Source organism: Pedobacter punctiformis, assembly GCF_027213715.1.
Classification (GTDB): Bacteria; Bacteroidota; Bacteroidia; order Sphingobacteriales; family Sphingobacteriaceae; genus Pedobacter; species Pedobacter punctiformis.
The window spans coordinates 271,390-292,556 of sequence record NZ_JAPWGM010000003.1 but is presented as its reverse complement, the minus strand read 5'-3'; the positions used below and the strand labels follow the sequence as shown (position 1 = coordinate 292,556).

General features: G+C 35.9%; 21 protein-coding genes and 1 tRNA gene. 15 read left to right on the top strand and 7 right to left on the bottom strand.

The features are described from left to right. Positions 1 to 7 precede the first annotated feature (7 nt). The 14 genes from O0955_RS10335 to O0955_RS10270 all read left to right on the top strand — a co-directional run bounded on the left by O0955_RS10335 (position 8) and on the right by O0955_RS10270 (position 14,897). Positions 8 to 2,047 (top strand): vWA domain-containing protein, encoded by a 2,040-nt coding sequence (locus tag O0955_RS10335; RefSeq protein ID WP_269427470.1) that lies wholly within the window; start codon positions 8 to 10, stop codon positions 2,045 to 2,047. Then, on the top strand, positions 2,044 to 3,303 hold the full coding sequence (locus O0955_RS10330) for a dihydroorotase (RefSeq protein ID WP_269427469.1): 1,260 nt from the start codon (positions 2,044 to 2,046) through the stop codon (positions 3,301 to 3,303). The genes O0955_RS10335 and O0955_RS10330 overlap by 4 nt, the downstream gene beginning before the upstream one ends. An 86-nt stretch (positions 3,304 to 3,389) precedes the next feature. After that, positions 3,390 to 4,058, top strand: coding sequence for a hypothetical protein (locus O0955_RS10325; RefSeq protein ID WP_269427468.1), 669 nt, complete (start codon positions 3,390 to 3,392; stop codon positions 4,056 to 4,058). Positions 4,059 to 4,071: 13 nt separating this feature from the next. Next, positions 4,072 to 4,671 carry a DUF4199 domain-containing protein gene (locus O0955_RS10320; RefSeq protein ID WP_269427467.1) on the top strand — a complete coding sequence of 200 codons (600 nt, stop codon included), beginning with the start codon at positions 4,072 to 4,074 and terminating at the stop codon, positions 4,669 to 4,671. Between the two features lie 146 nt (positions 4,672 to 4,817). Next, positions 4,818 to 5,771 (top strand): glycosyltransferase family 2 protein, encoded by a 954-nt coding sequence (locus O0955_RS10315; RefSeq protein ID WP_269427466.1) that lies wholly within the window; start codon positions 4,818 to 4,820, stop codon positions 5,769 to 5,771. 62 nt (positions 5,772 to 5,833) lie between these two features. Further along, positions 5,834 to 6,802 (top strand): glycosyltransferase family 2 protein, encoded by a 969-nt coding sequence (locus O0955_RS10310; protein WP_269427465.1) that lies wholly within the window; start codon positions 5,834 to 5,836, stop codon positions 6,800 to 6,802. Next, complete coding sequence (locus O0955_RS10305; protein WP_269427464.1) at positions 6,799 to 7,587, top strand: hypothetical protein; 789 nt, start codon at positions 6,799 to 6,801, stop codon at positions 7,585 to 7,587. Before O0955_RS10310 ends, O0955_RS10305 begins: the two co-directional genes overlap by 4 nt. Positions 7,588 to 7,633: 46 nt before the next feature. Next, positions 7,634 to 9,133: a GH3 auxin-responsive promoter family protein gene (locus O0955_RS10300; protein WP_269427463.1), complete on the top strand. Its 1,500-nt coding sequence runs from the start codon at positions 7,634 to 7,636 to the stop codon at positions 9,131 to 9,133. Between the two features lie 104 nt (positions 9,134 to 9,237). Beyond that, the gene (locus tag O0955_RS10295; protein ID WP_269427462.1) at positions 9,238 to 10,398 is read left to right on the top strand and encodes a 1-deoxy-D-xylulose-5-phosphate reductoisomerase; all 1,161 of its coding nucleotides are present in this window, start codon (positions 9,238 to 9,240) and stop codon (positions 10,396 to 10,398) included. 29 nt (positions 10,399 to 10,427) lie between these two features. Next, a complete protein-coding gene (gene rseP / locus O0955_RS10290; protein WP_269427461.1) occupies positions 10,428 to 11,744 on the top strand; it encodes an RIP metalloprotease RseP in 1,317 nt (438 codons plus the stop codon). A gap of 79 nt (positions 11,745 to 11,823) precedes the next feature. Then, positions 11,824 to 12,363, top strand: coding sequence for a Fe-S protein assembly co-chaperone HscB (gene hscB / locus O0955_RS10285; protein ID WP_269427460.1), 540 nt, complete (start codon positions 11,824 to 11,826; stop codon positions 12,361 to 12,363). Between the two features lie 115 nt (positions 12,364 to 12,478). Continuing rightward, positions 12,479 to 12,790, top strand: a complete 312-nt coding sequence (locus O0955_RS10280) for a DUF3817 domain-containing protein (RefSeq protein WP_269427459.1) — start codon at positions 12,479 to 12,481, stop codon at positions 12,788 to 12,790. 91 nt (positions 12,791 to 12,881) lie between these two features. Further along, positions 12,882 to 12,961, top strand: a tRNA-Leu gene (locus tag O0955_RS10275). 394 nt (positions 12,962 to 13,355) lie between these two features. Then, positions 13,356 to 14,897, top strand: coding sequence for a glycosyl hydrolase family 28-related protein (locus O0955_RS10270; RefSeq protein WP_269427458.1), 1,542 nt, complete (start codon positions 13,356 to 13,358; stop codon positions 14,895 to 14,897). 285 nt (positions 14,898 to 15,182) lie between these two features. Here the strand turns inward: O0955_RS10270 and O0955_RS10265 are convergent, their stop codons facing one another. After that, positions 15,183 to 15,524: a hypothetical protein gene (locus O0955_RS10265; protein ID WP_269427457.1), complete on the bottom strand. Its 342-nt coding sequence runs from the start codon at positions 15,522 to 15,524 to the stop codon at positions 15,183 to 15,185. A gap of 119 nt (positions 15,525 to 15,643) precedes the next feature. Beyond that, on the bottom strand, positions 15,644 to 16,609 hold the full coding sequence (locus O0955_RS10260; protein ID WP_269427456.1) for an NmrA/HSCARG family protein: 966 nt from the start codon (positions 16,607 to 16,609) through the stop codon (positions 15,644 to 15,646). Positions 16,610 to 16,714: 105 nt separating this feature from the next. Between O0955_RS10260 and O0955_RS10255 the strand changes: the two genes are divergently transcribed. Then, positions 16,715 to 17,092 (top strand): winged helix-turn-helix transcriptional regulator, encoded by a 378-nt coding sequence (locus tag O0955_RS10255; protein ID WP_269427455.1) that lies wholly within the window; start codon positions 16,715 to 16,717, stop codon positions 17,090 to 17,092. Positions 17,093 to 17,227: 135 nt separating this feature from the next. Here O0955_RS10255 and map read toward each other — a convergent pair whose 3' ends face one another. The 5 genes from map to O0955_RS10230 form a co-directional block, all read right to left on the bottom strand. Next, on the bottom strand, positions 17,228 to 18,025 hold the full coding sequence (gene map, locus O0955_RS10250) for a type I methionyl aminopeptidase (RefSeq protein WP_269427454.1): 798 nt from the start codon (positions 18,023 to 18,025) through the stop codon (positions 17,228 to 17,230). A 215-nt stretch (positions 18,026 to 18,240) separates the two neighbouring features. Continuing rightward, a complete protein-coding gene (locus O0955_RS10245; RefSeq protein ID WP_269427453.1) occupies positions 18,241 to 18,798 on the bottom strand; it encodes a GIN domain-containing protein in 558 nt (185 codons plus the stop codon). 496 nt (positions 18,799 to 19,294) lie between these two features. Beyond that, positions 19,295 to 20,035: an ankyrin repeat domain-containing protein gene (locus O0955_RS10240; protein WP_269427452.1), complete on the bottom strand. Its 741-nt coding sequence runs from the start codon at positions 20,033 to 20,035 to the stop codon at positions 19,295 to 19,297. 64 nt (positions 20,036 to 20,099) lie between these two features. Beyond that, a complete protein-coding gene (locus tag O0955_RS10235; RefSeq protein ID WP_269427451.1) occupies positions 20,100 to 20,306 on the bottom strand; it encodes a helix-turn-helix domain-containing protein in 207 nt (68 codons plus the stop codon). A 2-nt stretch (positions 20,307 to 20,308) separates the two neighbouring features. Then, a complete protein-coding gene (locus O0955_RS10230; RefSeq protein WP_269427450.1) occupies positions 20,309 to 20,857 on the bottom strand; it encodes a DUF2975 domain-containing protein in 549 nt (182 codons plus the stop codon). Between the last annotated feature and the right edge of the window lie 310 nt (positions 20,858 to 21,167).

Genomic DNA, 21,167 nt, shown 5'->3' with positions numbered 1-21,167 from the left:
GTTTTTAATGAATTTCCTTTATCCGGGCTTTCTTTTTGCACTACTAGCGGTTGCCATTCCGGTTATTATCCATTTATTTAATTTCAGGAAATTTAAAAAGGTTTATTTTTCCAATGTTCAGCTTTTAAAAGAAGTAGAACAACAAAATTCATCGAGAGAGAAACTTAGAAATCTGCTTATTCTTTTATGCAGGATATTAGCCATTATCTTTCTAGTTTTAGCTTTTGCCCAGCCTTATATTCCTTCAAACGATAAAAAAACAAGCACATTAAGTAATGCTGTGAGCATTTACATTGATAATTCTTATAGCATGGAGGCCATTAATAAAGATGGTAACCTGCTTGATGAAGCAAAAAGAAGAGCAAAGGAGCTGGTTAAGGGATTTGGTTTAAATGACCGTTTTCAGCTTTTAACCAATGATTTTGAAGGCAAACACCAACGTTTATTAAATGCAGAAGAGTTTTTAAAGGCCCTTGATGATGTTAAAATATCGGCTTCCAACAGAAATCTGCAGCAGATTATTAACCGCCAGCAAAATATTTTAACAGGAACCGTAAATAAATATGCCTTTCTGATTTCCGATTTTCAGAAGAATATTTCCGCAAAAAAAGACCTTCAAACCAAACCGGAGGTACAATTTGCTTTTATGAAATTAAATGCGGCTACCTTACCAAATGTTGCTGTAGATAGTATCTGGACACTTTCTCCGAATCACCAACCGGGAGCAGGTGAAAAATTGGTCGTTCAGCTTAAAAATTACTCGGATGAGGATGCAAAAAATATTCCATTAAAACTAACCTTAAACAATCAGCAAAAAGGTTTAAGCTCAGTAACTATTCCGGCTGGTAAAGTAAAAAGAGACACGTTAAATTTTTCCGGATTAAAATCGGGCTGGCAAAAAGGCGTGGTCAGCATTAAAGATTTTCCGGTAACTTTTGATGATACTCTATCTTTTAGCTTCAAAGTAGACGAAAACCTTCAGCTATTATCCATTAATGGTGCAAATGATGGAAACTATATTAAAGCGCTTTTCGCCGCCGATCCTTATTTTAAATTAACTGAAAATCCAGAAAGCAATGTTAATTACAATAACTTTTCAGGATACGGATTAATTGTTTTAAACGGACTTAAAAATCCTTCAAGTGGTTTGGCGCAACAAATAAAAACTTATCTTAATGCTGGTGGTACAGTGGTTTTATTTCCAGATTTGGATGCGGATATTAAAAATTACAACTCGTTTTTAGGTGCATTGTCATTACCGCAAATTCAAACTTTAAATACCACCCAGGCAAGGGTAGATAAAATAGATTTACAGCATCCTATTTTTAAAACTGTATTTGAGCAGGTGCCCAAAAATTTAGATTTGCCTGAAGTTAAGCGGTACTTCGCATTTGTAGAAAATAACAGTCAAAGCAAAGAAAATATTCTCCAGTTGCCTGGAAATAAACTGTTTTTCTCCAAGTTTAACATTGGAAACGGGCAGGTTTATTTAAGCGCTGCAGGGTTAAATGCTCAAGATGGTAACCTGGCTCATCATCCTGTTTTTGTTCCCTTAATGTATCGTTTAGCTACAAGTGGTGGTTTAGATCAGCCTTTGTATTATACCATTGGACAGGATGATGCCTTACAAAGTAAAAAGATTGTATTGGCAAAAAATCAATCGCTGAAACTGATTAGCGATCATTTTGAAGCCATTCCCGAATTGCGCCAGGCAGATGGTAAAACTTTAATTTATTTAGCCGATCAGGTTAAAACAGCTGGTTTTTATAATTTAAATCAAGGCGATTCTACACTTGCGGTTTATAGCTTTAACAATAGCCGGTCAGAATCTGATCTGCACTATTTAAGTAAAACAGATCTGGAGAATTTAGCAGGAAAAAACAATTTAAAAATATTTGATACCGATAAGGATGCAGTTAAATTAATTTCCGGTGAAAATAAAATCGGACAATCTTTATGGAAACTTTGTCTAATTTTGTCCCTGATTTTTATTGCAGCAGAAATTTTGCTCATCCGATTTTTGAACAACCCTAAAAAAACAATATGAATCTCTTAGTTAAGAATGCCAGCATTATTGATTCTCAAAGTAAATTTGATAAAAAACAAAGCGATATAAGAATTAAGAATGGCAAAATTACAAGCATAGGTAATTTAACTGCCGAAAAGAATGAAACCGTTTTTGATGCTGAGGGCGCTTTCTTAACACCAGGTTTTTTTGATTTAAATTGCGTTGCCGGCGATCCGGGTTTAGAAACTAAAGAAGATATACATACCCTTACGGCCGCTGCAAAAGCTGGTGGTTTCACAGGGTTGGCACTTTTGCCACAGGCCAGCCCGGTTGTACAATCCAAATCTCAGGTAGAGTACATCCTCAACAAGGCAAAAAATAATTTAGTTGATGTTTTGCCGGTAGGCGCAATCAGTCAAAACCGTGAAGCTAAAGAACTGGCCGAATTATTCGATATGCAACAGGCCGGTGCCGTAGCTTTCTCTGACGGAGATAAAGCTTTGCAGGATGACGGTTTTATGAGCAGGGCACTGCAATACGCAAAAGGTTTTGATGCTTTGTTAATGGTTTACCCTGAAAATAAGTCCATTGCAGGTAAAGCGCAGGTAAACGAGAGCAAAACAAGTGTACTTTTGGGCATGAAAGGTTTACCCGCACTGGCAGAAGAAATGCACATTGCCCGTGATATCTTTTTAGCCAGTTATAACGATACAAAAATCCACATCAGCAATATTTCTACAGCAGGCTCAGTGGCATTAATTCGCAAAGCGAAGAAAGACGGTGTGAAAATAACCTGCGATGTAACGGCCCATCACCTTGTATTTACAGAAGAACTTTTAAACGACTTTGACAGCAATTACAAAGTAAAACCACCACTGAGAGGCAAAACGGATGTGAAAGCGCTCATTACTGGTTTAAAAGACGGGACTATAGATGCAATTACTTCGCAGCACAGACCGGAGGAAATTGAATTTAAGAATGTAGAGTTCGAAATTGCTCATTATGGCATCATTGCTTTACAAACAGTTTTACCATTACTGATTAAAGCGGGTTTAGATGCCACTTTAATTGCAGAAAAATTGGCCATTAACCCACGTAAATTGCTAAATTTAAATGTTCCGGTAATTGAAGAAGGCGCAGAGGCTAACTTTACGGTTTTTGCAGCCAATCAAAAATGGATGTATTCAACAGCAAATAATTATTCAAAATCTGCTAACTCCCCATTATTAGGCACAGAGTTAACAGGTAAGGTTACATTGGTTTATAACAACAATCAATATCAAATCAATAACTAATACAATGCTGAAAGGATTTCGGCGTACCAATAGTTAGATCACGCTGAGCAAATCAGCAATATTATTTAAAAAATAAAAATCCTGACATGGACAATAGAGTAAAAAAAGCATTAGGCGCATCAATCAATAAATATGCTGAAGTATCAGCCATTGCAGCAGGTACATTCGAAACGGAATTAATTGCAGCCTTCGAACTCGATGTAAACTTTATGGATAAAGTTGCAGCTTTTGACGAAGTATTTGATTCAAATCCAAAATTTGAAGAATTAAGAGAAGTTTATTTTGATTTACTCATGGTAAATTTCTTTTCAAATGATGTTCAGAAACTGGAAGATGATTACCTGGAAAGCGATGAATGGGCAAACATTGAAGAAGAAACCATTGATAGAGGAAGCGAGTTGTTAAATCTTCTTTTATACATTAAAGAATGCCATGATGAAGATTTAGATCCTGAACTGGGCGATTTCTTAAAAGAATTTTTATTGGTTGAAGACGATGAATTTCAGGATGAATTTGAAATTTATGAAGAGTTAATCAGCAACCAGCAACTGGCAGAAAGTAGTGTAGAAGAAATTTGTAAAACAGCGCCAACTTTAAATATCAGTGAAGAAATGCAGGAATTATTTGTTCCTTTTATGACTTTTTTCCTTGACGTAGAAGGTAGTGCCGAAACCACCAAAGAATTAATTCAGTTTAGTGGTAACAAATCGTTCGATGTTGCTACTTATATATTAATTACAACTATTAATAACTAAATTAAAACCAATCATGGAACAACAAATTATTCAGGAAGAAAAGAAACCCAAAATTTATGAAGAAATTGTTAAGTATGGCTTAATACTTGGCGTTGTTTTCTTTGTTTTAGGGCTAGTATCCTTATACTTAATGCAAAGTGCTGATTCTTTTATTGTGATGACGATGGTTTATCCGGTCATCTTTCAGCTTCTGATTCCGTTGATTGTTGTTATTTTTATCTGCAAATACCTGCGTAAGCAAATTGGAGGATACTGGACATTTAAACAGGCCCTTAAATCTATTTTCCTGGTTTTCTTTATCGGATGGCTTTTTTCTTATGGACTAAATTTAGTGTATACCAAACTTATTGATAACACAATAACAGAAAAAATGCAGGATCATATGAAAGAGAACTTTGTTACTTTCATGAAAAAACAAAATGTTGATGACGAGAAGATTGATAAAGAAGTAGCTAAGCTGGATGAGCAATTTGCAAAACAAACGCAACTGTCTGCGCCAACCGTTTTTAAAAATGTTACCATAGCCATTTCTATTATTTTTGTTATTGCTTTAATATTTGCAGCAATTTTTAAACGCGAAAGACCATTAACCTTCGATTCATTTCCTGCATAGGGGAGTACAGTCGTTTATACATAAAATTTATAACGTGCAGGTTTTATCATTTAATTTGATGAAATTTGCACGTTTTAATTTAATACCGGAATTTTGAACGATTGAGATTCACCTCAATGGTCAATACTCATATTTTAATACGATTAATGGATATATCAGTTGTAGTACCCTTATATAACGAAGATGAATCTTTGCCCGAATTAACGGCCTGGATTGCCAAAGTAATAAATGAAAATAACTTTAGTTACGAAGTTATTTTAATTGACGATGGCAGTACAGATAGCTCCTGGGAAGTTATTGAAAATTTAAGGCTACAAAACAATGCCATAAAAGGAATCAAATTTAGAAGGAATTATGGTAAATCTGCGGCTTTAAATGTGGGTTTTGAAGCTGCTTTGGGCGAGGTAGTGATTACAATGGATGCCGATTTACAGGATAGTCCGGATGAAATCCCTGAATTATACCGCCGGATTAAAGAAGAAAAATTAGACCTTATTTCCGGCTGGAAAAAGAAACGCTACGATCCGATCACTAAAACCATTCCAACAAAATTATTTAATGCTGCAACCCGTAAAATGAGTGGCATCCAGTTAAATGATTTTAATTGTGGATTAAAAGCTTACCGTAGCGACGTGATTAAAACAATCGAAGTTTATGGCGAAATGCACCGTTATATTCCGGTAATAGCCAAATGGGCAGGTTTTAGTAAAATAGCAGAGCAAGTTGTTGAACACAGAGCCCGCAAATACGGAACTACAAAATTTGGTTTCAGCAGATTTATAAACGGCTTTTTAGATTTACTTTCTATTTTCTTTGTAGGTAAATTTGGTAAACGCCCGATGCACTTTTTTGGCTCATTAGGCGTATTGAGCTTTCTTTTAGGAACCTTTATGGCCATCTGGATGATCGGTGTAAAATTATACCATATTGCGGCACATATTCCTTACCGAAGAGAAATTACAGAACAGCCATTATTTTATATTGCCCTGGTCGCCATTATTGTAGGTTCGCAAATGTTTTTAACAGGCTTTGTTGCCGAATTGGTTACCCGAAACGCACCGGAAAGAAATCAATATTTAATCGAAAAAGAACTAAAATAAGCTAAAAGATTAGCTGAAGCAAAAGCGTTGTTCTTTGGTCTTTCAGCTTTCAGTTTCAACATATGTTTTTCTCCATCATAATTCCACTTTATAATCGTCCGCAGGAAATTGACGAATTACTGAATACCTTAACCAAGCAAACTTATTTACAGTTTGAGGTTTTGGTTATTGAGGATGGATCAAAAGATGATGCTAAAGAAATCGTTCAGCGTTATGCAAATAAACTGGATATAAAATACTTTTTTAAGGAAAATGCCGGACAGGGATTTGCCCGTAATTTTGGTTTCGAAAGGGCACAGGGAGATTATTTTGTAATTTTCGATTCCGATTGTTTGATTCCTGCAGATTATCTGGAAACTGTAAAAAACTATTTATACGAACATCATCTGGATGCCTACGGCGGCCCTGACGCAGCGCATGATAGTTTTACACCCGTTCAAAAAACAATAAGTTATGCCATGACTTCTCCATTTACAACCGGAGGCATTCGTGGCAATGCCAAACACATTGGTCAGTTTCATCCACGCAGCTTTAATATGGGGGTTTCCAGGCAGGTGTGGGAAAAAGTTGGAGGTTTTATCCTGACCAGACTAGGAGAAGACATTGAGTATAGTATTCGTATTCACGAAAACGGTTTTAAAATTGGCCTGATTCCTGAGGCCAAAGTATACCATAAAAGAAGAACCAGCTTTAGTCAGTTTTACAAACAATTGCACTTTTTTGGCCGGGCACGAATCAATATTTATAAACATTTCCCTTCAGAGTTAAAATTAGTGCATTTTTTTCCTGCAATATTTACATTAGGTTTTGCATTTACCATACTATGCAACCTATTTTACTGGCCGTTAGCTGTTATTTGCAATTTTTTTGTCCTTATTTACTTTTTGTTGATATTTTTTCATTCATGGTCTGTAAATAAATCTTTAAAAGTTGCATTTTTGAGCATTATTTCTTCATTTATTCAATTAACCGCTTATGGTTTAGGATTTATGCAGGATTTAATTAAAAGAGTCGTACTAAAACAACAATGATTAGCTATTTAAAAGAAAGTACATTTGCCGTTAACGAAGTTATTCGTAAGGCCTGGGGCATTACCAAAAAACATTATTTTTCTATAGCTACGCTATGTTTTTTAATGTTTATTACTGCCAGTGCTTCCAGTTTAATGGCCTTTTTTATTAAGGATGTAAGCAAAATATTGAGTGTTTTAATGGTGTTCATTTTTATTATGCTCTATTTCACCATTAACCTTTCGTTATTTAAATACATTTTCCATTTGATGGATGATGAACAAAGCGATGTTAAAATTGTAGATACTTTACCTACCAGACAACAAATCATCAGGTTTTTAGTGGCAACCTTATATTTTATCGGCTGTATATTTGGAGTTTATCTGGTTGTTATTCTAATTGCTTTTCCTTTTATTTATACCGGTATCGATATAGAAATTGTTAAAAATGTGGCCATTTCTGTTGGTATCATTGCCATTTTTATTACCTGGTTAAGAATTTCATTCTTTCCATTTTTTATTATAGATAAAAACGCAAAACCATTTGAATCGATAAAACTAAGTCTGGCCACCACAAAAGGAAATTTCACTAAAATATTATTGCTTTTAGTTGTTTTAGGAGGTGGATATCTTATTTATCTGCTGCTAAATTATTTGCAATGGCCGCTTGTGGCTTTTATTGTAAACATATTAAGTTCATTTATCATTGTTCCCTTGTCATCTGTAGCTTTAACGGTTGTATACCGTAAGTTAATGGATGAGTATAAAGGCGATGAACATCCGGATATTTTACATAATATTGTTTAGTAGAAATATTCTATTAAGCAATCATCCAAAATTCAATCATTAATATATGGGATTAAAAGCAGCATTAAGTAAACCATTTGCGGCATTTGCAGTAAGGCAAATTAATAAATGGAAGAATAATGCCGTTGAAGCTCAAAATAAAATTCTTCAAAAATTAATCCACAGCGCTGCCAATACTGCATTTGGAAAGGATCACCATTTTGGGGAAATAAAAACTTACGAAGACTTTAAAAAGAAGGTACCCGTTCGTGATTATGAAGGCCTGAAACCTTATGTAGATCGTGTTGTAGCCGGCGAAGAAAATGTTTTGTGGAAAGGCAAACCCCTTTACTTTGCTAAAACTTCGGGCACAACATCCGGCATTAAATACATTCCACTTTCTAAAGAGTCGATGCCTGAGCATATTAAAGCGGCCAGAAATGCCATTTTAACTTACATTAATGAAACCGGTAAGACTGATTTTGTTAACGGCAAAATGATTTTTTTACAAGGCAGTCCCATTTTGGCCAAAAAACACGGTATTGATGTCGGACGTCTTTCCGGCATTGTTGCACACCATGTTCCGGCTTACCTGCAAAGAAACAGATTACCCTCTTACCAAACCAACTGTATTGAAGACTGGGAAGAAAAGGTTGATGCCATTGTGGACGAAACCATGCACGAAAACATGACCCTCATTTCTGGTATTCCACCGTGGGTTCAAATGTATTTCGATAAACTTTCTGAAAAAACAGGCGGTAAAAAGATTGCCGATATTTTCAAAAACTTTAGCCTCTTTATTTATGGTGGCGTAAACTTCGAGCCTTACCGGGCTAAAATAGAACAGTGCATTGGCAAAAAGATCGATTCCATTGAAACCTATCCGGCTTCGGAAGGATTTATAGCTTATCAGGATAATCAGAAAGATAAAGGCCTGCTTTTACTGGCCGATGCAGGTATTTTTTATGAATTTATACCAGCGGATGAATATCACAAAGAAAATCCGGTTCGTTTATCACTTGGAGAAGTTGAATTAGATAAAAACTATGCCTTAATTATGAATACCAATGCGGGGCTTTGGGGTTACAGCATAGGCGATACCATTAAGTTTGTTTCTAAAAATCCTTATAAAATTGTAGTTTCCGGACGGATTAAACACTTTATTTCTGCTTTTGGCGAGCATGTAATTGGCGAAGAAGTAGAACATGCACTTTTAAGCGTTGCAAATGAAGAAAATGTAGAGATTACAGAATTTACTGTAGCGCCTCAAATTAACCCCAAAGAGGGCGCTCTACCTTACCACGAATGGTTTGTAGAGTTTTCATCGATGCCAAAAGATTTAATTACATTTAGTAAAAAGGTTGATGAAGCCTTGCAAAAGAAAAATATTTACTATTTTGACCTCATTGAAGGCCGCATTTTGCAACCCTTAATTATTCGTACTTTACAGAAAGATGCTTTCGTAAATTATATGAGAAGTGAAGGGAAATTAGGCGGGCAAAATAAGGTTCCAAGGTTAAGCAATGATAGAAAACTGGCTGATGCCCTGGAAAAATTTATTATATAAAATGATTATCCTGAGGAACGAAATATAGCTGTTGGATAAGCATAAAAAAGAATAGTCATTTGTGATGCTTCGTGCTTCAGCATGACAAAAACGATAATATTAATTTGAAAAATATAACCATATTAGGTTCTACAGGCAGTGTAGGTACGCAGGCGTTAGAAGTGATCAGAGATAATCCTGCTATCTTTAAAGTTTCTGTATTATCCGCTTTAACCAATGCAACATTATTAATTCAGCAGGCCTTAGAATTTAAACCCAAAACTGTTGTAATTTGTGATGAAAGCAAATATAACGAGGTCAAGCGGGCCCTTTCTTCGCATAACATACAAGTACTGGCAGGAGAAGATGCACTTACTGAGGTGGCCGCTCAAGCTGCTGCCGATGTTGTTTTAACTGCTTTAATGGGTTCTGTTGGTTTAAAGCCAACAATTGCTGCAATTAAAGCCGGTAAAAATATTGCGCTCGCCAATAAAGAAACCCTGGTGGTTGCCGGAGAGCTGGTTACCGCACTGGCAGCGAAACATCAGGTAAAAATCCTTCCGGTGGACTCAGAACACTCTGCTATTTTTCAATGTTTAGTAGGCGAGGAGCAGAATGAAATTGAGAAAATTTACCTGACTGCATCCGGTGGACCATTTTTAGGCAAAAACAAGGATTTCCTGTCTGCCGTAAAAAAGGAGCAGGCCTTAAAGCATCCTAATTGGGTTATGGGGGCAAAAATTACGATCGATTCGGCCTCTTTAATGAATAAAGGGTTAGAGGTTATCGAAGCAAAATGGCTTTTTAATCTCGATGTGGAACAAATCGATGTAATTGTACATCCCCAGTCTATTGTACACTCCATTGTTCAGTTTAAGGATGGCTCAATGAAAGCACAAATGGGGGTACCTGATATGAAATTGCCTATTCAATACGCTTTAACTTATCCAAACAGGCTAAAAAACAATTTTAAACGTTTTAATTTTCTGGACTATCCAAACTTTAGCTTTGAAAAGGCCGATCAGCAAACTTTTAGAAATTTGAATCTGGCTTTTACCTCTTTAAAAAAAGGTGGTAATATGCCTTGTATTTTAAATGCAGCAAACGAAGTGGTGGTTGGTGCATTTTTAAAGGATAAAATTGGTTTCCTGCAAATGAGCGATGTGATTGAACGGTGTATGGAAGAAATTGAGTTTATAGAGAAACCGCAATTAAGCGATTATTTAGAAACTGATAAACATAGCCGTATCTTAGCGGCCGAATTAGTAACAAAAAGTATAGTTTAACATCTAACATAAAAATTTTATTAGAAAATATGAATGGATTGATTATGGCGGGGCAGCTTTTGCTCGGATTGTCTTTATTAGTAATCTTACACGAATTAGGACATTTCCTGGCGGCAAGGGCGTTTGGTATTAAAGTAGAAAAATTTTATTTATTTTTTGATGCATGGGGTTTTAAACTTTTCAGTTTCAAAAAAGGTGATGTAGAATACGGAGTGGGGTGGTTGCCTTTGGGTGGCTATGTTAAAATTGCCGGAATGATTGATGAAAGTATGGATACTGAGCAAATGGCTCAACCTGCTCAACCGTGGGAATTTCGTTCCAAACCAGCCTGGCAACGTTTAATCGTTATGTTAGGCGGTATTATAGTAAATATTATTGTAGGTATCGTTATTTTCTGGATGCTTACCTTTAAATACGGCGAAACATTTACACCAAACAGTGCGGTGGTAAATGGAATTCAGGTTGGTAAAGCTGCTTCCGAGATCGGTCTTAAAAATGGTGATAAAATTTTAGCCATTAACGGTACCAAAGTGATCAAATTTGAAGAACTTAAAGGCTCTAAAGTTTTAATGGGTGGTACTACGTTAACCGTTATCCGTGGTGATAAAACCCTTGAAATTAAAGTGCCTGATAACTTTTTAGACCAGTTAAAAGATGGTAAAGCACTTTTTGTTGAACCTCGTGTAAAAAACATTGTTGATACAGTTTTAAAAGGCAGTGCTGCAGAAAAGGCTGGTTTAAAAATCGGAGATAAAGTAACTAACGTTGATGGCGTTCCGGTAACTTTTCAGGATGAGGTAAAACCTGTTTTAGCTAAGAAAAAAGGTAAAACAGCGAGTTTATCCATTATCAGGGCAGGTAAGCCAATGGAATTAACTGTTAATGTAGATACCACAGGCACTATTGGCTATTTGGGTAATTTTAAGGAAATTAAACGGACCACAACGAATTATGGATTTTTTGCCGCACTTCCGGTAGGTGCTAATATGGCCTGGAATACATTTGCAGATAATGCAAAAGGCATTGGCAAAATGATTACGGGTAAGGTAAGTGCCAGAAACATCAGCAGTCCTATTGGCATTGCAAAAGTTTATGGAAGTACTTTCGATTGGATTAAATTCTGGACTTTAACCGGATTAATTTCTATGGCCTTAGCTTTTATGAATTTATTGCCTATCCCGGGCCTGGATGGTGGTCATGTAGTGTTTCTTTTAATCGAAATGATCCAACGTAAGCCAGTAAGCGAAAAAGTGCTTGAAAGGGCACAAATGGTAGGCTTTGTAATTTTGATTGGCTTAATGATATTTGCCTTTGGAAACGATATTTTAAAATCCTTCGGTAAATAACAAAATTTATATATTAGCCGCAGATGCGACCTATTGATTTTTAATAGTTCGATCTGCGGCTTTTTAATTGATACTATGTATGACTGAAAAAAAACAAATTCCCGATTATTTTGAGTTTTACGAATTACCCGTTCAGTTTAATCCCGATTTAAATGCTATAAAGGCCAAATTTTATACTTTCAGTAAAAAATATCATCCTGATTTTTATGCCAACGAAAGCGAAGAGAAACAGGAGGAAGTTTTAGAACTTTCTACTTTAAACAATAAAGCATACCAGGTTTTAAGTGACCCGGCAAAGCGGCTGAAATATGTACTCGAATTAAAAGGCATTGTTGAAACGGACGAAGGTTATCAGTTGCCACAATCTTTCTTAATGGAAATGATGGAGGTAAACGAAGCCTTAATGGATCTGGAATTTGAACCCGATGCAGTCAAACTTTTAAGCCTAAGCAATGAGGTAGATGCAATAGAGCAAAAGTTAGCCGATCAATTAGCCGCCCTGACAAAAGTTTACGATGAAAATAATGCAGATGCGGATCAGCAGTTAAGTACCATTAAAGATATTTTTTATCGCCAAAAATATATTAATAGGATCAGAGAACGTCTGCCTAAAAAGTAAATCGGATTCATATTCGTATTAATCGTTAATGCGTTGTAACACCGTATTGTAAAATCATTTTTTAGTTTTTGTTTGGCAAATCCTTTGTTTTACTTTCGGTCAAAACAATCAGATAATGAATAGTTCAATTTCCATTTTTCGTAAAGTAGCCGTTGCAGAAGGGATCTCTTACCTCCTGCTGTTATTTATTGCCATGCCCCTAAAATACTTTGCCAATATGCCTTTGGCTGTTAAATATACAGGCTGGGCACACGGCTTATTATTTGTACTTTATGCAGCTACGCTGGTACTGGCCTGGCAAGAGCAAAAGTGGAAGTTTGGTAAAGCTGTTTTAATTTTCTTAGCTTCTTTATTGCCATTTGCACCATTTGTAGTTGATAAAAAACTGAAAGACGAACGTCGTGAAAATGCAAACAACAGTATTTAAACCCGTTGCGAAATTATTTAAATCTAATTTAAAATAATTTTGTGATTTTGGCTTTCGTTATATACATTTGCATCCCGCTGAATAAGCAAATGCCCAGCTGGCGGAATTGGTAGACGCGCTGGTCTCAAACACCTGTGGGAAACCGTGCCGGTTCGACTCCGGCGCTGGGTACAAATTAGTTGGTGCTTGTCAACAGGATTATCAAGTAAAAAGGAAAGCCACTTAGAGATGAGTGGCTTTTTTGGATTTAAAATATTTTATTTGGATTTTTAAAAGGATCAATGCCAAAAGTCACGCTGCACTTAAGACTTGCTCTAGTGGCATAGCATTAACATTTTTGTGGACAAAATGCATCTTTGCTCCCACCAGTGTGCGGCAGAATTAACCGTTCAAAACACGTATGAAATAAATTGGGAGAGTGCTTTCCAATCAATTTGGCTAGTTCACCTCGATAATCAATTCGGATAATGTAATAATTTCAATAAAAAATCACATTCATCATTGGTTAAGCGAAAAAAGTATATAAATTTAAAAACAATAGTCTTTAATTTAAATTCCTAACAGCATGCCTACATATACAAATGAACTTGACGTAGAAAAAGTTATAATTGATGAATTAGACTCTCTAAAGACTATATCAAATATTTTAGATCAGTATACAGGAGAACAAGTAACATTTAATGAGACTACAGAGATTACGAATGATTTAGAATTGGATGGAGTTATTTATGTAAAGTTTGGAGATGATTATTTTAAAAGGAATTTTACCGGAAGCGTTAACATTAAGTGGTTTGGTGCAAGGGGCAATGGTATTCATGACGATTATGAAGCAATACAAGGGGCTATTAATTATGCACAAAAGCAAGGAATATCTTTATCAATACCAGAGGGTATTTTCAAAACTTCTACAACTTTAGAAATAATACGAAGGATTCATATATATGGGGAGGGAATGTGGCAATCTCAGATCATATATTCAGGCAGTGACTCTGCTGTAAGAATTACACCACCTACAGATAGGACAAGTAACACAGGTACCTATTTTCACGACTTTACGATAAAGCCTCAAATTGAAGGAGGTGGCAAATACGGTATTGAAGTTTATTTGGGTATCAATGCTTATTTTTCAAATTGGGAATTTCATAGAATTTTTATCGGAGATTTTGGTAATTTTGGCATCAGATTAGATAATTCCTTAAGAAATGTGGATGGTTTTTTCGCATTTACTATTCGTAGATGTTGGATACAAAATGGCTTAAATGGTGATAGTGTAGGTGATTCTATAACTATAAGCGAAAATACAATCACGGGTAACAGGATACTTTCACCTGGTATATTATTTAGTGGCATAGGCGGCGCTAGACAGATTGTTATACGTGAAAATAACATCACTACTCAACATGGAGCTATTGCATTGTTAGCTATGGAACAAACACAAATTTGCTTTAATCAACTGGAACACGGTGCGGGCTCAGATTATTTAGGAATTTACCAGTCCCAACTATATTTAGCAGATTGCATATATTGTGTAATTCAGGGTAACACAATTAGCCCTGCTCGTTCCATAGGTTCTATAACTTCGGATTATGCAATATATTTATCTGGGACAAGTATCGGAAATGTAATTACTCAAAATGACATGTCAGTTGGAGCGGCAGGTAAATATATTGGCTTTGGAATTTCGTCAAAGCATAATATCTTGAAAACTGATAACGCATATTATGGTATTCTTAATTCAGAGGTTGAGACATTGGGAGTTGATAATTTAGGTATTGACAACTACGGTGTAGAGGTTTTCTTAACTTTATTAGCTAACTGGATTCCTTATGATTCTACTAGTGAAGTTTCAGCAAAAAAAATTGAGTCTGGTTTGGTTATTTTAAGAGGAGCAATTAAAGATGGAATACAGACATTAGGTACTACAATTTTTATATTACCTCAATTATTTCGGCCAGTTAGGGAAAAAAGATTTCAAGTCACCAATTTTAATGTCGGAACATTCTCCTCTGCAACTCTGTTAATTAGGCCAACTGGAGAAGTCAATATTTTGGCTATCAGTGGAAGTACCTTATTGCAGATAGACGGGGTTTCTTATACCACTAATTAATCAAATTTAAAAACTCTAGCGGACTGGATGATTTTCGAACTCTTTCTACTAGATACATCTTATATAATATTTCAACTAGCCATTCTCCTAAAACCGTTTTAAACTATGCTTAAGGCAGCTTTTAGCACACTACAATCTGAAGTTGTTCTGGATCGATTCTGGGATTTTGTGGACCAAAAGCACTTTGATGGTTAATGGACTGCGAAAAAGCCTCCAAAAAACATGATTCAGAAAGGTTTTACACTAAAGTCTCAAAACAATAAATAACTGAATATTCTGATCGCACTAAAAATCATGTTTTTTACGGGTGCCTATTTTACTGAGGAGATAATAAAGTACTAATGCTAAGGCGGTCCAGTATAAGGCAAAGGCTAAAACCAAAAGAGGCGGAGGCGGATCCGGCAATTCGAATAGATATGACAAGGGCGCAATTAAAACAATTTTAATGGGCAATAAAATTGTGGATACAGTGCTCTTCCAGGTCATTGGCGATTCAGTTGCCAGATAAGATTGCCCGTTTCCGGGAAAGAGCCGGACTTCGGGACCCAAAAGTGAATTGGAGATAAACTGAAAGACAAAGGCCGAAACAACGAAAAGAATAACGAATTTTGTTCTTGAAATCTTCATTCTATTGAATTTTGTAACGTATAAAGTGCTTTGTGATTAAGTTAAGTAAGTTGCCTGGCATTGCAAAGTATTTTAAGAAAATATATTATTGAATCCCAACCCGGGATTCAATAACGTAATCAATATAATTTCTTGTGGCCTTGCCAACCTGTGGTTTGTAAAAATTGTTTCCAGGTGAGGCTATCAGGGTTTATTCGGCGGCTCCAAAGCAAATCCCGGTCTTTGCTGAAATAGCCATATTCAACCGCATACTCTGCCATGCCTAAAATTTCATTAACTAAAATCTCATTTGAGCCAAATTCAGGGAAATGATGAAGGAAGTCCTTTCGGGTATAAGCTGAACTATATACGGCTTTCTTACCTGTAACCTGAACAAAAGTATCGACCATTTCCTCCGGGGAGAGTATATCGCCGATTATGGGTAAGGACTTGCCCGCATATTGATCTGGATTTGAGAAAATTTCTAAAATAGCTGGTCCTGTGGCTGTAAGCGGATCAACAAATGGAGCACGAAAATCCTTTGGTAAATAAATCGGAAATACAAGCCTATCTCTTTTTACTACAGGCGTATAAAACTCCATTAAATTGGTATAAAAAAAAGCCATGTAGATAAAGGAACTGGTAACTGGAAGTGTACGGATATATTGCTCAATTTTAGCCTTGTCGGTAAAGTGGGGCGCAAACTTTTTTCCGTTCGTAATCTTCTCTACATTTTCTAAACTACTGAAAATAATTTGTCGTACTCCTGCTTCAACAGCGGCATCTGCCAACTGTTTACCCAGCTCCAGTTCATGAGTTAGGGGCGGGGCAATGTTTGGCGTCATCATGAAAACACCATCCGAACCGCGGAATGCTTTTACGAAATCTTTTTTATATCCAATATCAAGAGGTATACTCACCAGTTCAACACCTTGTTCTGCCAAACGCATGGCCTCCAGCGAATCAATACGACGGGTGATGCCACGTACGCGATAACGTCCGCTTTGCAGTAATGAATGTGCTGCACTGCGTCCTTGTTTGCCTAAAATGCCCACAATGGTAATGAGCGGTTTATTTTTCTCATAACCTTTTAAATTTGAACCCATACTTTTGTTTTCTAAGTGAAATTTTAACTATAAAAATTATAGTTACAAAACTATTTATAGTTTAATAACTTTACAATAACTATCCATTAGGATAGTTAAAACGCCATGAATACAGAATGCCAAAGTGATTTTATAAAAGTCAATAATAAATTATACCCATGCACGGTAAGTGTAGCTATGGATTTGGTAGGGGGAAAGTGGAAAGCAGTTATTTTGTATCACCTGAAAGATGCAGATAAACGTTATAATGAACTTAGAAAGGAAATGCCAAGTGTTACCGAAAGAACATTAAGCTTGCAATTAAAACAACTGGAAGAAGATGGACTGGTTTCAAGACAAGTGTATGGCGAAAAGCCGCCAATTAAAGTTGTTTACGGTTTAACGGATTTTGGTAAATCCTGTATCCCTTTACTTGATGCAATTGTTGGATGGGGTAATCAGATTGCCATACAAAAAGGCGAGTTTATCAAAAACTCCCTTTAGAAATGGTTTTATATTTTGCTCAAAATCATACGCATTCATATTATTAAACAGATGATTTATGAATGGTTCTTTTTAGTCTGAACGTATAACCTCTCTAACTAAGCTAGAGAGGTTTTTATTTTGAGAAATAATTATTTATCCGCAGAATTTTAAATTAACATTGTTTTTTTCTGCAGCTTCAATCGGTGTGTAATCCGATAAAATAAGTGCTTTGCCTTTCTTAACGCATACATCATGCTCAAAATGTACTGAAGGTTTACCATCTGCTGTTCTAACCGTCCATCCATCTTTTTCAATATACACATCTTTTTTCCCAAGATTAATCATTGGTTCAATTGCCATTACCAAATTTTCTTTGAGCAACAAACCAGATCCACGTTTTCCATAATTAGGCACTTGTGGGTCTTCGTGCATACTTTTGCCAAGTCCGTGTCCCACAAAATCTCTAACAACACCATAGCCCTGTTTTTCGTTGTGATGCTGGATGGCAAAACCAATATCTCCTAACCGTTTACCAACAACAGCCTCATTTATTCCAATAAAAAGCGATTCTTTTGTCGTTTTAACCAGGTCTAAAATTTCTTTATCCGCATCACCAATTACAAAGGTGTAAGCATGATCACCGTGATATTCATTTTTAATAACACCAACATCAACAGAAATAATATCGCCGTCTTTTAGCGTTTCGCTCCCGGGAAAACCATGCACAACTACATCATTTACAGAGGTAATAATATGATGGGGGAAGCCATTATAATTGTAGAAGGATGGTACAGCACCATGGTCTAAAATAAATTCATTCGCCAGTTTATCAATTTCAATAGTCGCTAAACCCGGGCGTAATATTTTAGCGATTTCAGCAAGGGTTTCGCTCACCAAAAGGGCACTGATTCGCATCAGTTCCACTTGTTCATCAGTTTTGTAAAAAATCATTGACGCAAAATTACTAATAAGTTTTTTAAAAACTTTTTGTCGTCGAAAGCTCAGTCATCATCTACAATTTAAAAAGGGGTATTGATGATGTCAGAAACAACAATAGCTAGTTTCCTTCCCGTATTAATTGACTGAAAAGAAATGTTTTGCTTCAGTCAACTAAATTTCAATGTAAATGATCAGGCTGTATTTATAAGCTTAGGCATATCTTTGAATTAATCTTGTTGGGTATGCAGGGCCACAAAACCATCAACGGTCAATTTTGGCATTTCGTCTGCGAAAAGGAAATGTCTGTCAGTATATCCCTTTAAGCGCAGGTCAGATTGATCCTGGATTGAAGTATACAAACCCTGGGTTTTGGTATGAATATCTGCATGAGCATTTCCTTTTAAAACCACCTGAAGAAACCGGGTTGTTAGCATGCCATCGGTTCTTACAACAGCATTTTCTTCCGCGTCAATTCTGAAGAGATCGTTTACATAAATAATAAGTTTGCTAGTTTCCTTACCCGTTCCGGTAATGTTGAGCGTTTCTCCCAGTTGCACAACTTTAGCGTATCCTACATTATCATCTGTATAAGAAATGCCGATAGCCTGTCTTTGGATAAGTATTACTTCGACATTGCCTTTTACTGAGATTTTCCGGAAGGGTAAAATTTTATAAAGTTTTAAAGGTTTGTTTTCTGTTGCATAAACACTTGCAGGAGCGATAGCGGTTAAGAATAAGATTGCGGCAAACGCCTTTACAATCAGGATTTTGATTCGGGTTTTCATGTTGCGTTTCATTCAGTTATTGAATATTAATAATTGTTAAAATATATTGTGGTACCGTTTCCCAATGGAGATCAATTATCGGGTTGTACCATTTGGTCTCATTTTAACCAAGCTGATGCCAAAGTGAAATTTCGGTGGTAAGGTGCTTGTAATCATGGTTTTAATATTTTTTAAGGCGTTAAGGTGTTCATTATCGTACATATCCATGTGCGGGAGCGAACAGTTAAATAATATTGCAAATGCACAACTTTTGCCTGGCGCCAGGCTAGGAACTAAGCGTCCAGTTAATATTAAGATCCACTCAGATGCGAAATTTTGGAGTGGCTAATTCAGCAAATTGATATTGCAGATGCAAATGATAAGCACAAGAGGTTAGTAAACATTTCGCTACGGGAAAGGCAGGACAGATTTGGTAAGGCTAATTGCCTATAATGATTGCCATTATGAGATTTCGGCAAATGCTGAAAAGCAATTCGAATAATTAAGTCAACAACCGTTAACCAAGATATTTATTAGGAACATTTAAGGGAGCGTAAACGATATGATAACAAGATTTCATTAATTGAGAGACTACGTTTGCAATTACCGTTTGGCTGCGGTGCATTTGAGGCAACAATCCCATCATGGTGTAACTAATTGGATTAACCGCCGGAATAAATGTTTCCCAATCATAACCCGCTCCCCAGATAAGACCAGGAACTGTGATCTTCAGGTCTGCAGACTGTTCGAGTAAATAATTACGCATGGCTGACGATTGATCACTATTTTGATTTACGGTATGAAAAATTGGAGTTTGTCCGCCAAAGCCCATTGCATTAATACCAGCAGCGGCGTTCACATCAGCGCCATAATTAACTAGTACCTTTGCACAGGAAACATGATTAAATTCTGCACAAATGTGTAATAACGTAACCTCATTTAAAGGTGTATAGGCACAGCGCAGGCTGTATTTTTTAGTAAGCCCATGCAGATTATCTTTCAATTGATTTTCCAATGTCTTTGCGTCGTCCAGTAATACCGATAAAAGTATTGAATCTTCGAATTTCAGCCCATGATTTACAAAAGTTTTAACACAATCTTTAAACCTGGGGCTTCGGGTATACTCACTAATCAGTTCATAAATTAGTGGCTTCCCATTAAATTGAATGTTAGGATCAATACCGTTTTCAAAACATTGATTTATCCCTTCAATTGAATGCAGTTCAATCTGCTCAACCAGTTCCTGTAGAGTAGCCATAATATAAATTTATGTTAAGGTAAGTATATTTTAAGATCCGGCATTTAAAACTAAGGCGTAAATGTTAAGGATTAGAATATTCCAGAATATCACCCGGCTGGCAATCCAAAGCCTTACAAATGGCCTCTAGCGTACTGAAACGAATTGCTTTTGCCTTTCCTGTCTTGAGTATTGACAGGTTGGCCAGGGTCAAATCCACTTTTTCTGCAAGTTCATTTAATGACATTTTTCGTTTGGCCATCATCACATCAAGATTTGCTATAATAGGCATAATTATACGGTTAATTCGTTTTCTGTTTGAATTTCAATTCCCTTTTTAAAAACCTGTGCAATCACTAAAAGTATAACACCCATAAACAGCCATACATCTGCTCCACCTAAATGTAAATGTTGGGTATCGGGCATTTTTACACCTTTTGTAATTAGCCATTCGGTATAACCAACACCCCATGCCGTAAATAAGCCAATTCCAAAAGTCAGGCATGATAGTTTAATAATGAAATGTCTGACTTCTGTGTTGAATGGCTGCGCAATGTTCACCTTTTTATCGTTTAAGATTTTTATAATCAGGTAAAAAATGCAGGCCCTCATTACTGCTGCAATACTTATAAGCAAGGTTTCAACAAAAAAATGCCCGGGGTCATATTTATAAAGACCTGACAAATCATTTCGTTCCCAAAAATGTGCCGCATTATCCGGGTTGATTACTAAAGTATAAAAAGCACTGAATATATAACCACCAGCTTCTATACATAAGCCAATAAATATTACCCATGAAATGATGAGCAATATTTTCGAAATTTGTTTTGTACTAATTTCCATTTGATTTTTAGTTTAAGTTTATAATTCAAATATAAATAAATATTTATTGAAAAACAATAAATATTTATTTATTAATGCTGTAACTTGCGGCTTTTATGTTTACATAATGGATTTAATTGAAAAATAAATGTGAATTAATTTTTTTAGACTACACAATGCATCCCTTTTCATTTATATTTTCTTTAAAAGATTGACCTGAAGGGAATAGTTTCTTCAGGTAATAACATTACATTTTTAAAATCTATAAAAAGATATGAAAAACGAAAAAAACTCCGGAATGGAGAAATGGCTGGCCTTTTTTTGGCGGGTG

Coding starts and splice junctions, on each gene's coding strand:
- O0955_RS10335 (WP_269427470.1), top strand. CDS start 8: ATGAATTTCCTTTATCCGGGCTTTCTTTTTGCACTACTAGCGGTTGCC.
- O0955_RS10330 (WP_269427469.1), top strand. CDS start 2,044: ATGAATCTCTTAGTTAAGAATGCCAGCATTATTGATTCTCAAAGTAAA.
- O0955_RS10325 (WP_269427468.1), top strand. CDS start 3,390: ATGGACAATAGAGTAAAAAAAGCATTAGGCGCATCAATCAATAAATAT.
- O0955_RS10320 (WP_269427467.1), top strand. CDS start 4,072: ATGGAACAACAAATTATTCAGGAAGAAAAGAAACCCAAAATTTATGAA.
- O0955_RS10315 (WP_269427466.1), top strand. CDS start 4,818: ATGGATATATCAGTTGTAGTACCCTTATATAACGAAGATGAATCTTTG.
- O0955_RS10310 (WP_269427465.1), top strand. CDS start 5,834: ATGTTTTTCTCCATCATAATTCCACTTTATAATCGTCCGCAGGAAATT.
- O0955_RS10305 (WP_269427464.1), top strand. CDS start 6,799: ATGATTAGCTATTTAAAAGAAAGTACATTTGCCGTTAACGAAGTTATT.
- O0955_RS10300 (WP_269427463.1), top strand. CDS start 7,634: ATGGGATTAAAAGCAGCATTAAGTAAACCATTTGCGGCATTTGCAGTA.
- rseP (WP_269427461.1), top strand. CDS start 10,428: ATGAATGGATTGATTATGGCGGGGCAGCTTTTGCTCGGATTGTCTTTA.
- hscB (WP_269427460.1), top strand. CDS start 11,824: ATGACTGAAAAAAAACAAATTCCCGATTATTTTGAGTTTTACGAATTA.
- O0955_RS10280 (WP_269427459.1), top strand. CDS start 12,479: ATGAATAGTTCAATTTCCATTTTTCGTAAAGTAGCCGTTGCAGAAGGG.
- O0955_RS10270 (WP_269427458.1), top strand. CDS start 13,356: ATGCCTACATATACAAATGAACTTGACGTAGAAAAAGTTATAATTGAT.
- O0955_RS10265 (WP_269427457.1), bottom strand. CDS start 15,524: ATGAAGATTTCAAGAACAAAATTCGTTATTCTTTTCGTTGTTTCGGCC.
- O0955_RS10260 (WP_269427456.1), bottom strand. CDS start 16,609: ATGGGTTCAAATTTAAAAGGTTATGAGAAAAATAAACCGCTCATTACC.
- O0955_RS10255 (WP_269427455.1), top strand. CDS start 16,715: ATGAATACAGAATGCCAAAGTGATTTTATAAAAGTCAATAATAAATTA.
- map (WP_269427454.1), bottom strand. CDS start 18,025: ATGATTTTTTACAAAACTGATGAACAAGTGGAACTGATGCGAATCAGT.
- O0955_RS10245 (WP_269427453.1), bottom strand. CDS start 18,798: ATGAAAACCCGAATCAAAATCCTGATTGTAAAGGCGTTTGCCGCAATC.
- O0955_RS10240 (WP_269427452.1), bottom strand. CDS start 20,035: ATGGCTACTCTACAGGAACTGGTTGAGCAGATTGAACTGCATTCAATT.
- O0955_RS10235 (WP_269427451.1), bottom strand. CDS start 20,306: ATGCCTATTATAGCAAATCTTGATGTGATGATGGCCAAACGAAAAATG.
- O0955_RS10230 (WP_269427450.1), bottom strand. CDS start 20,857: ATGGAAATTAGTACAAAACAAATTTCGAAAATATTGCTCATCATTTCA.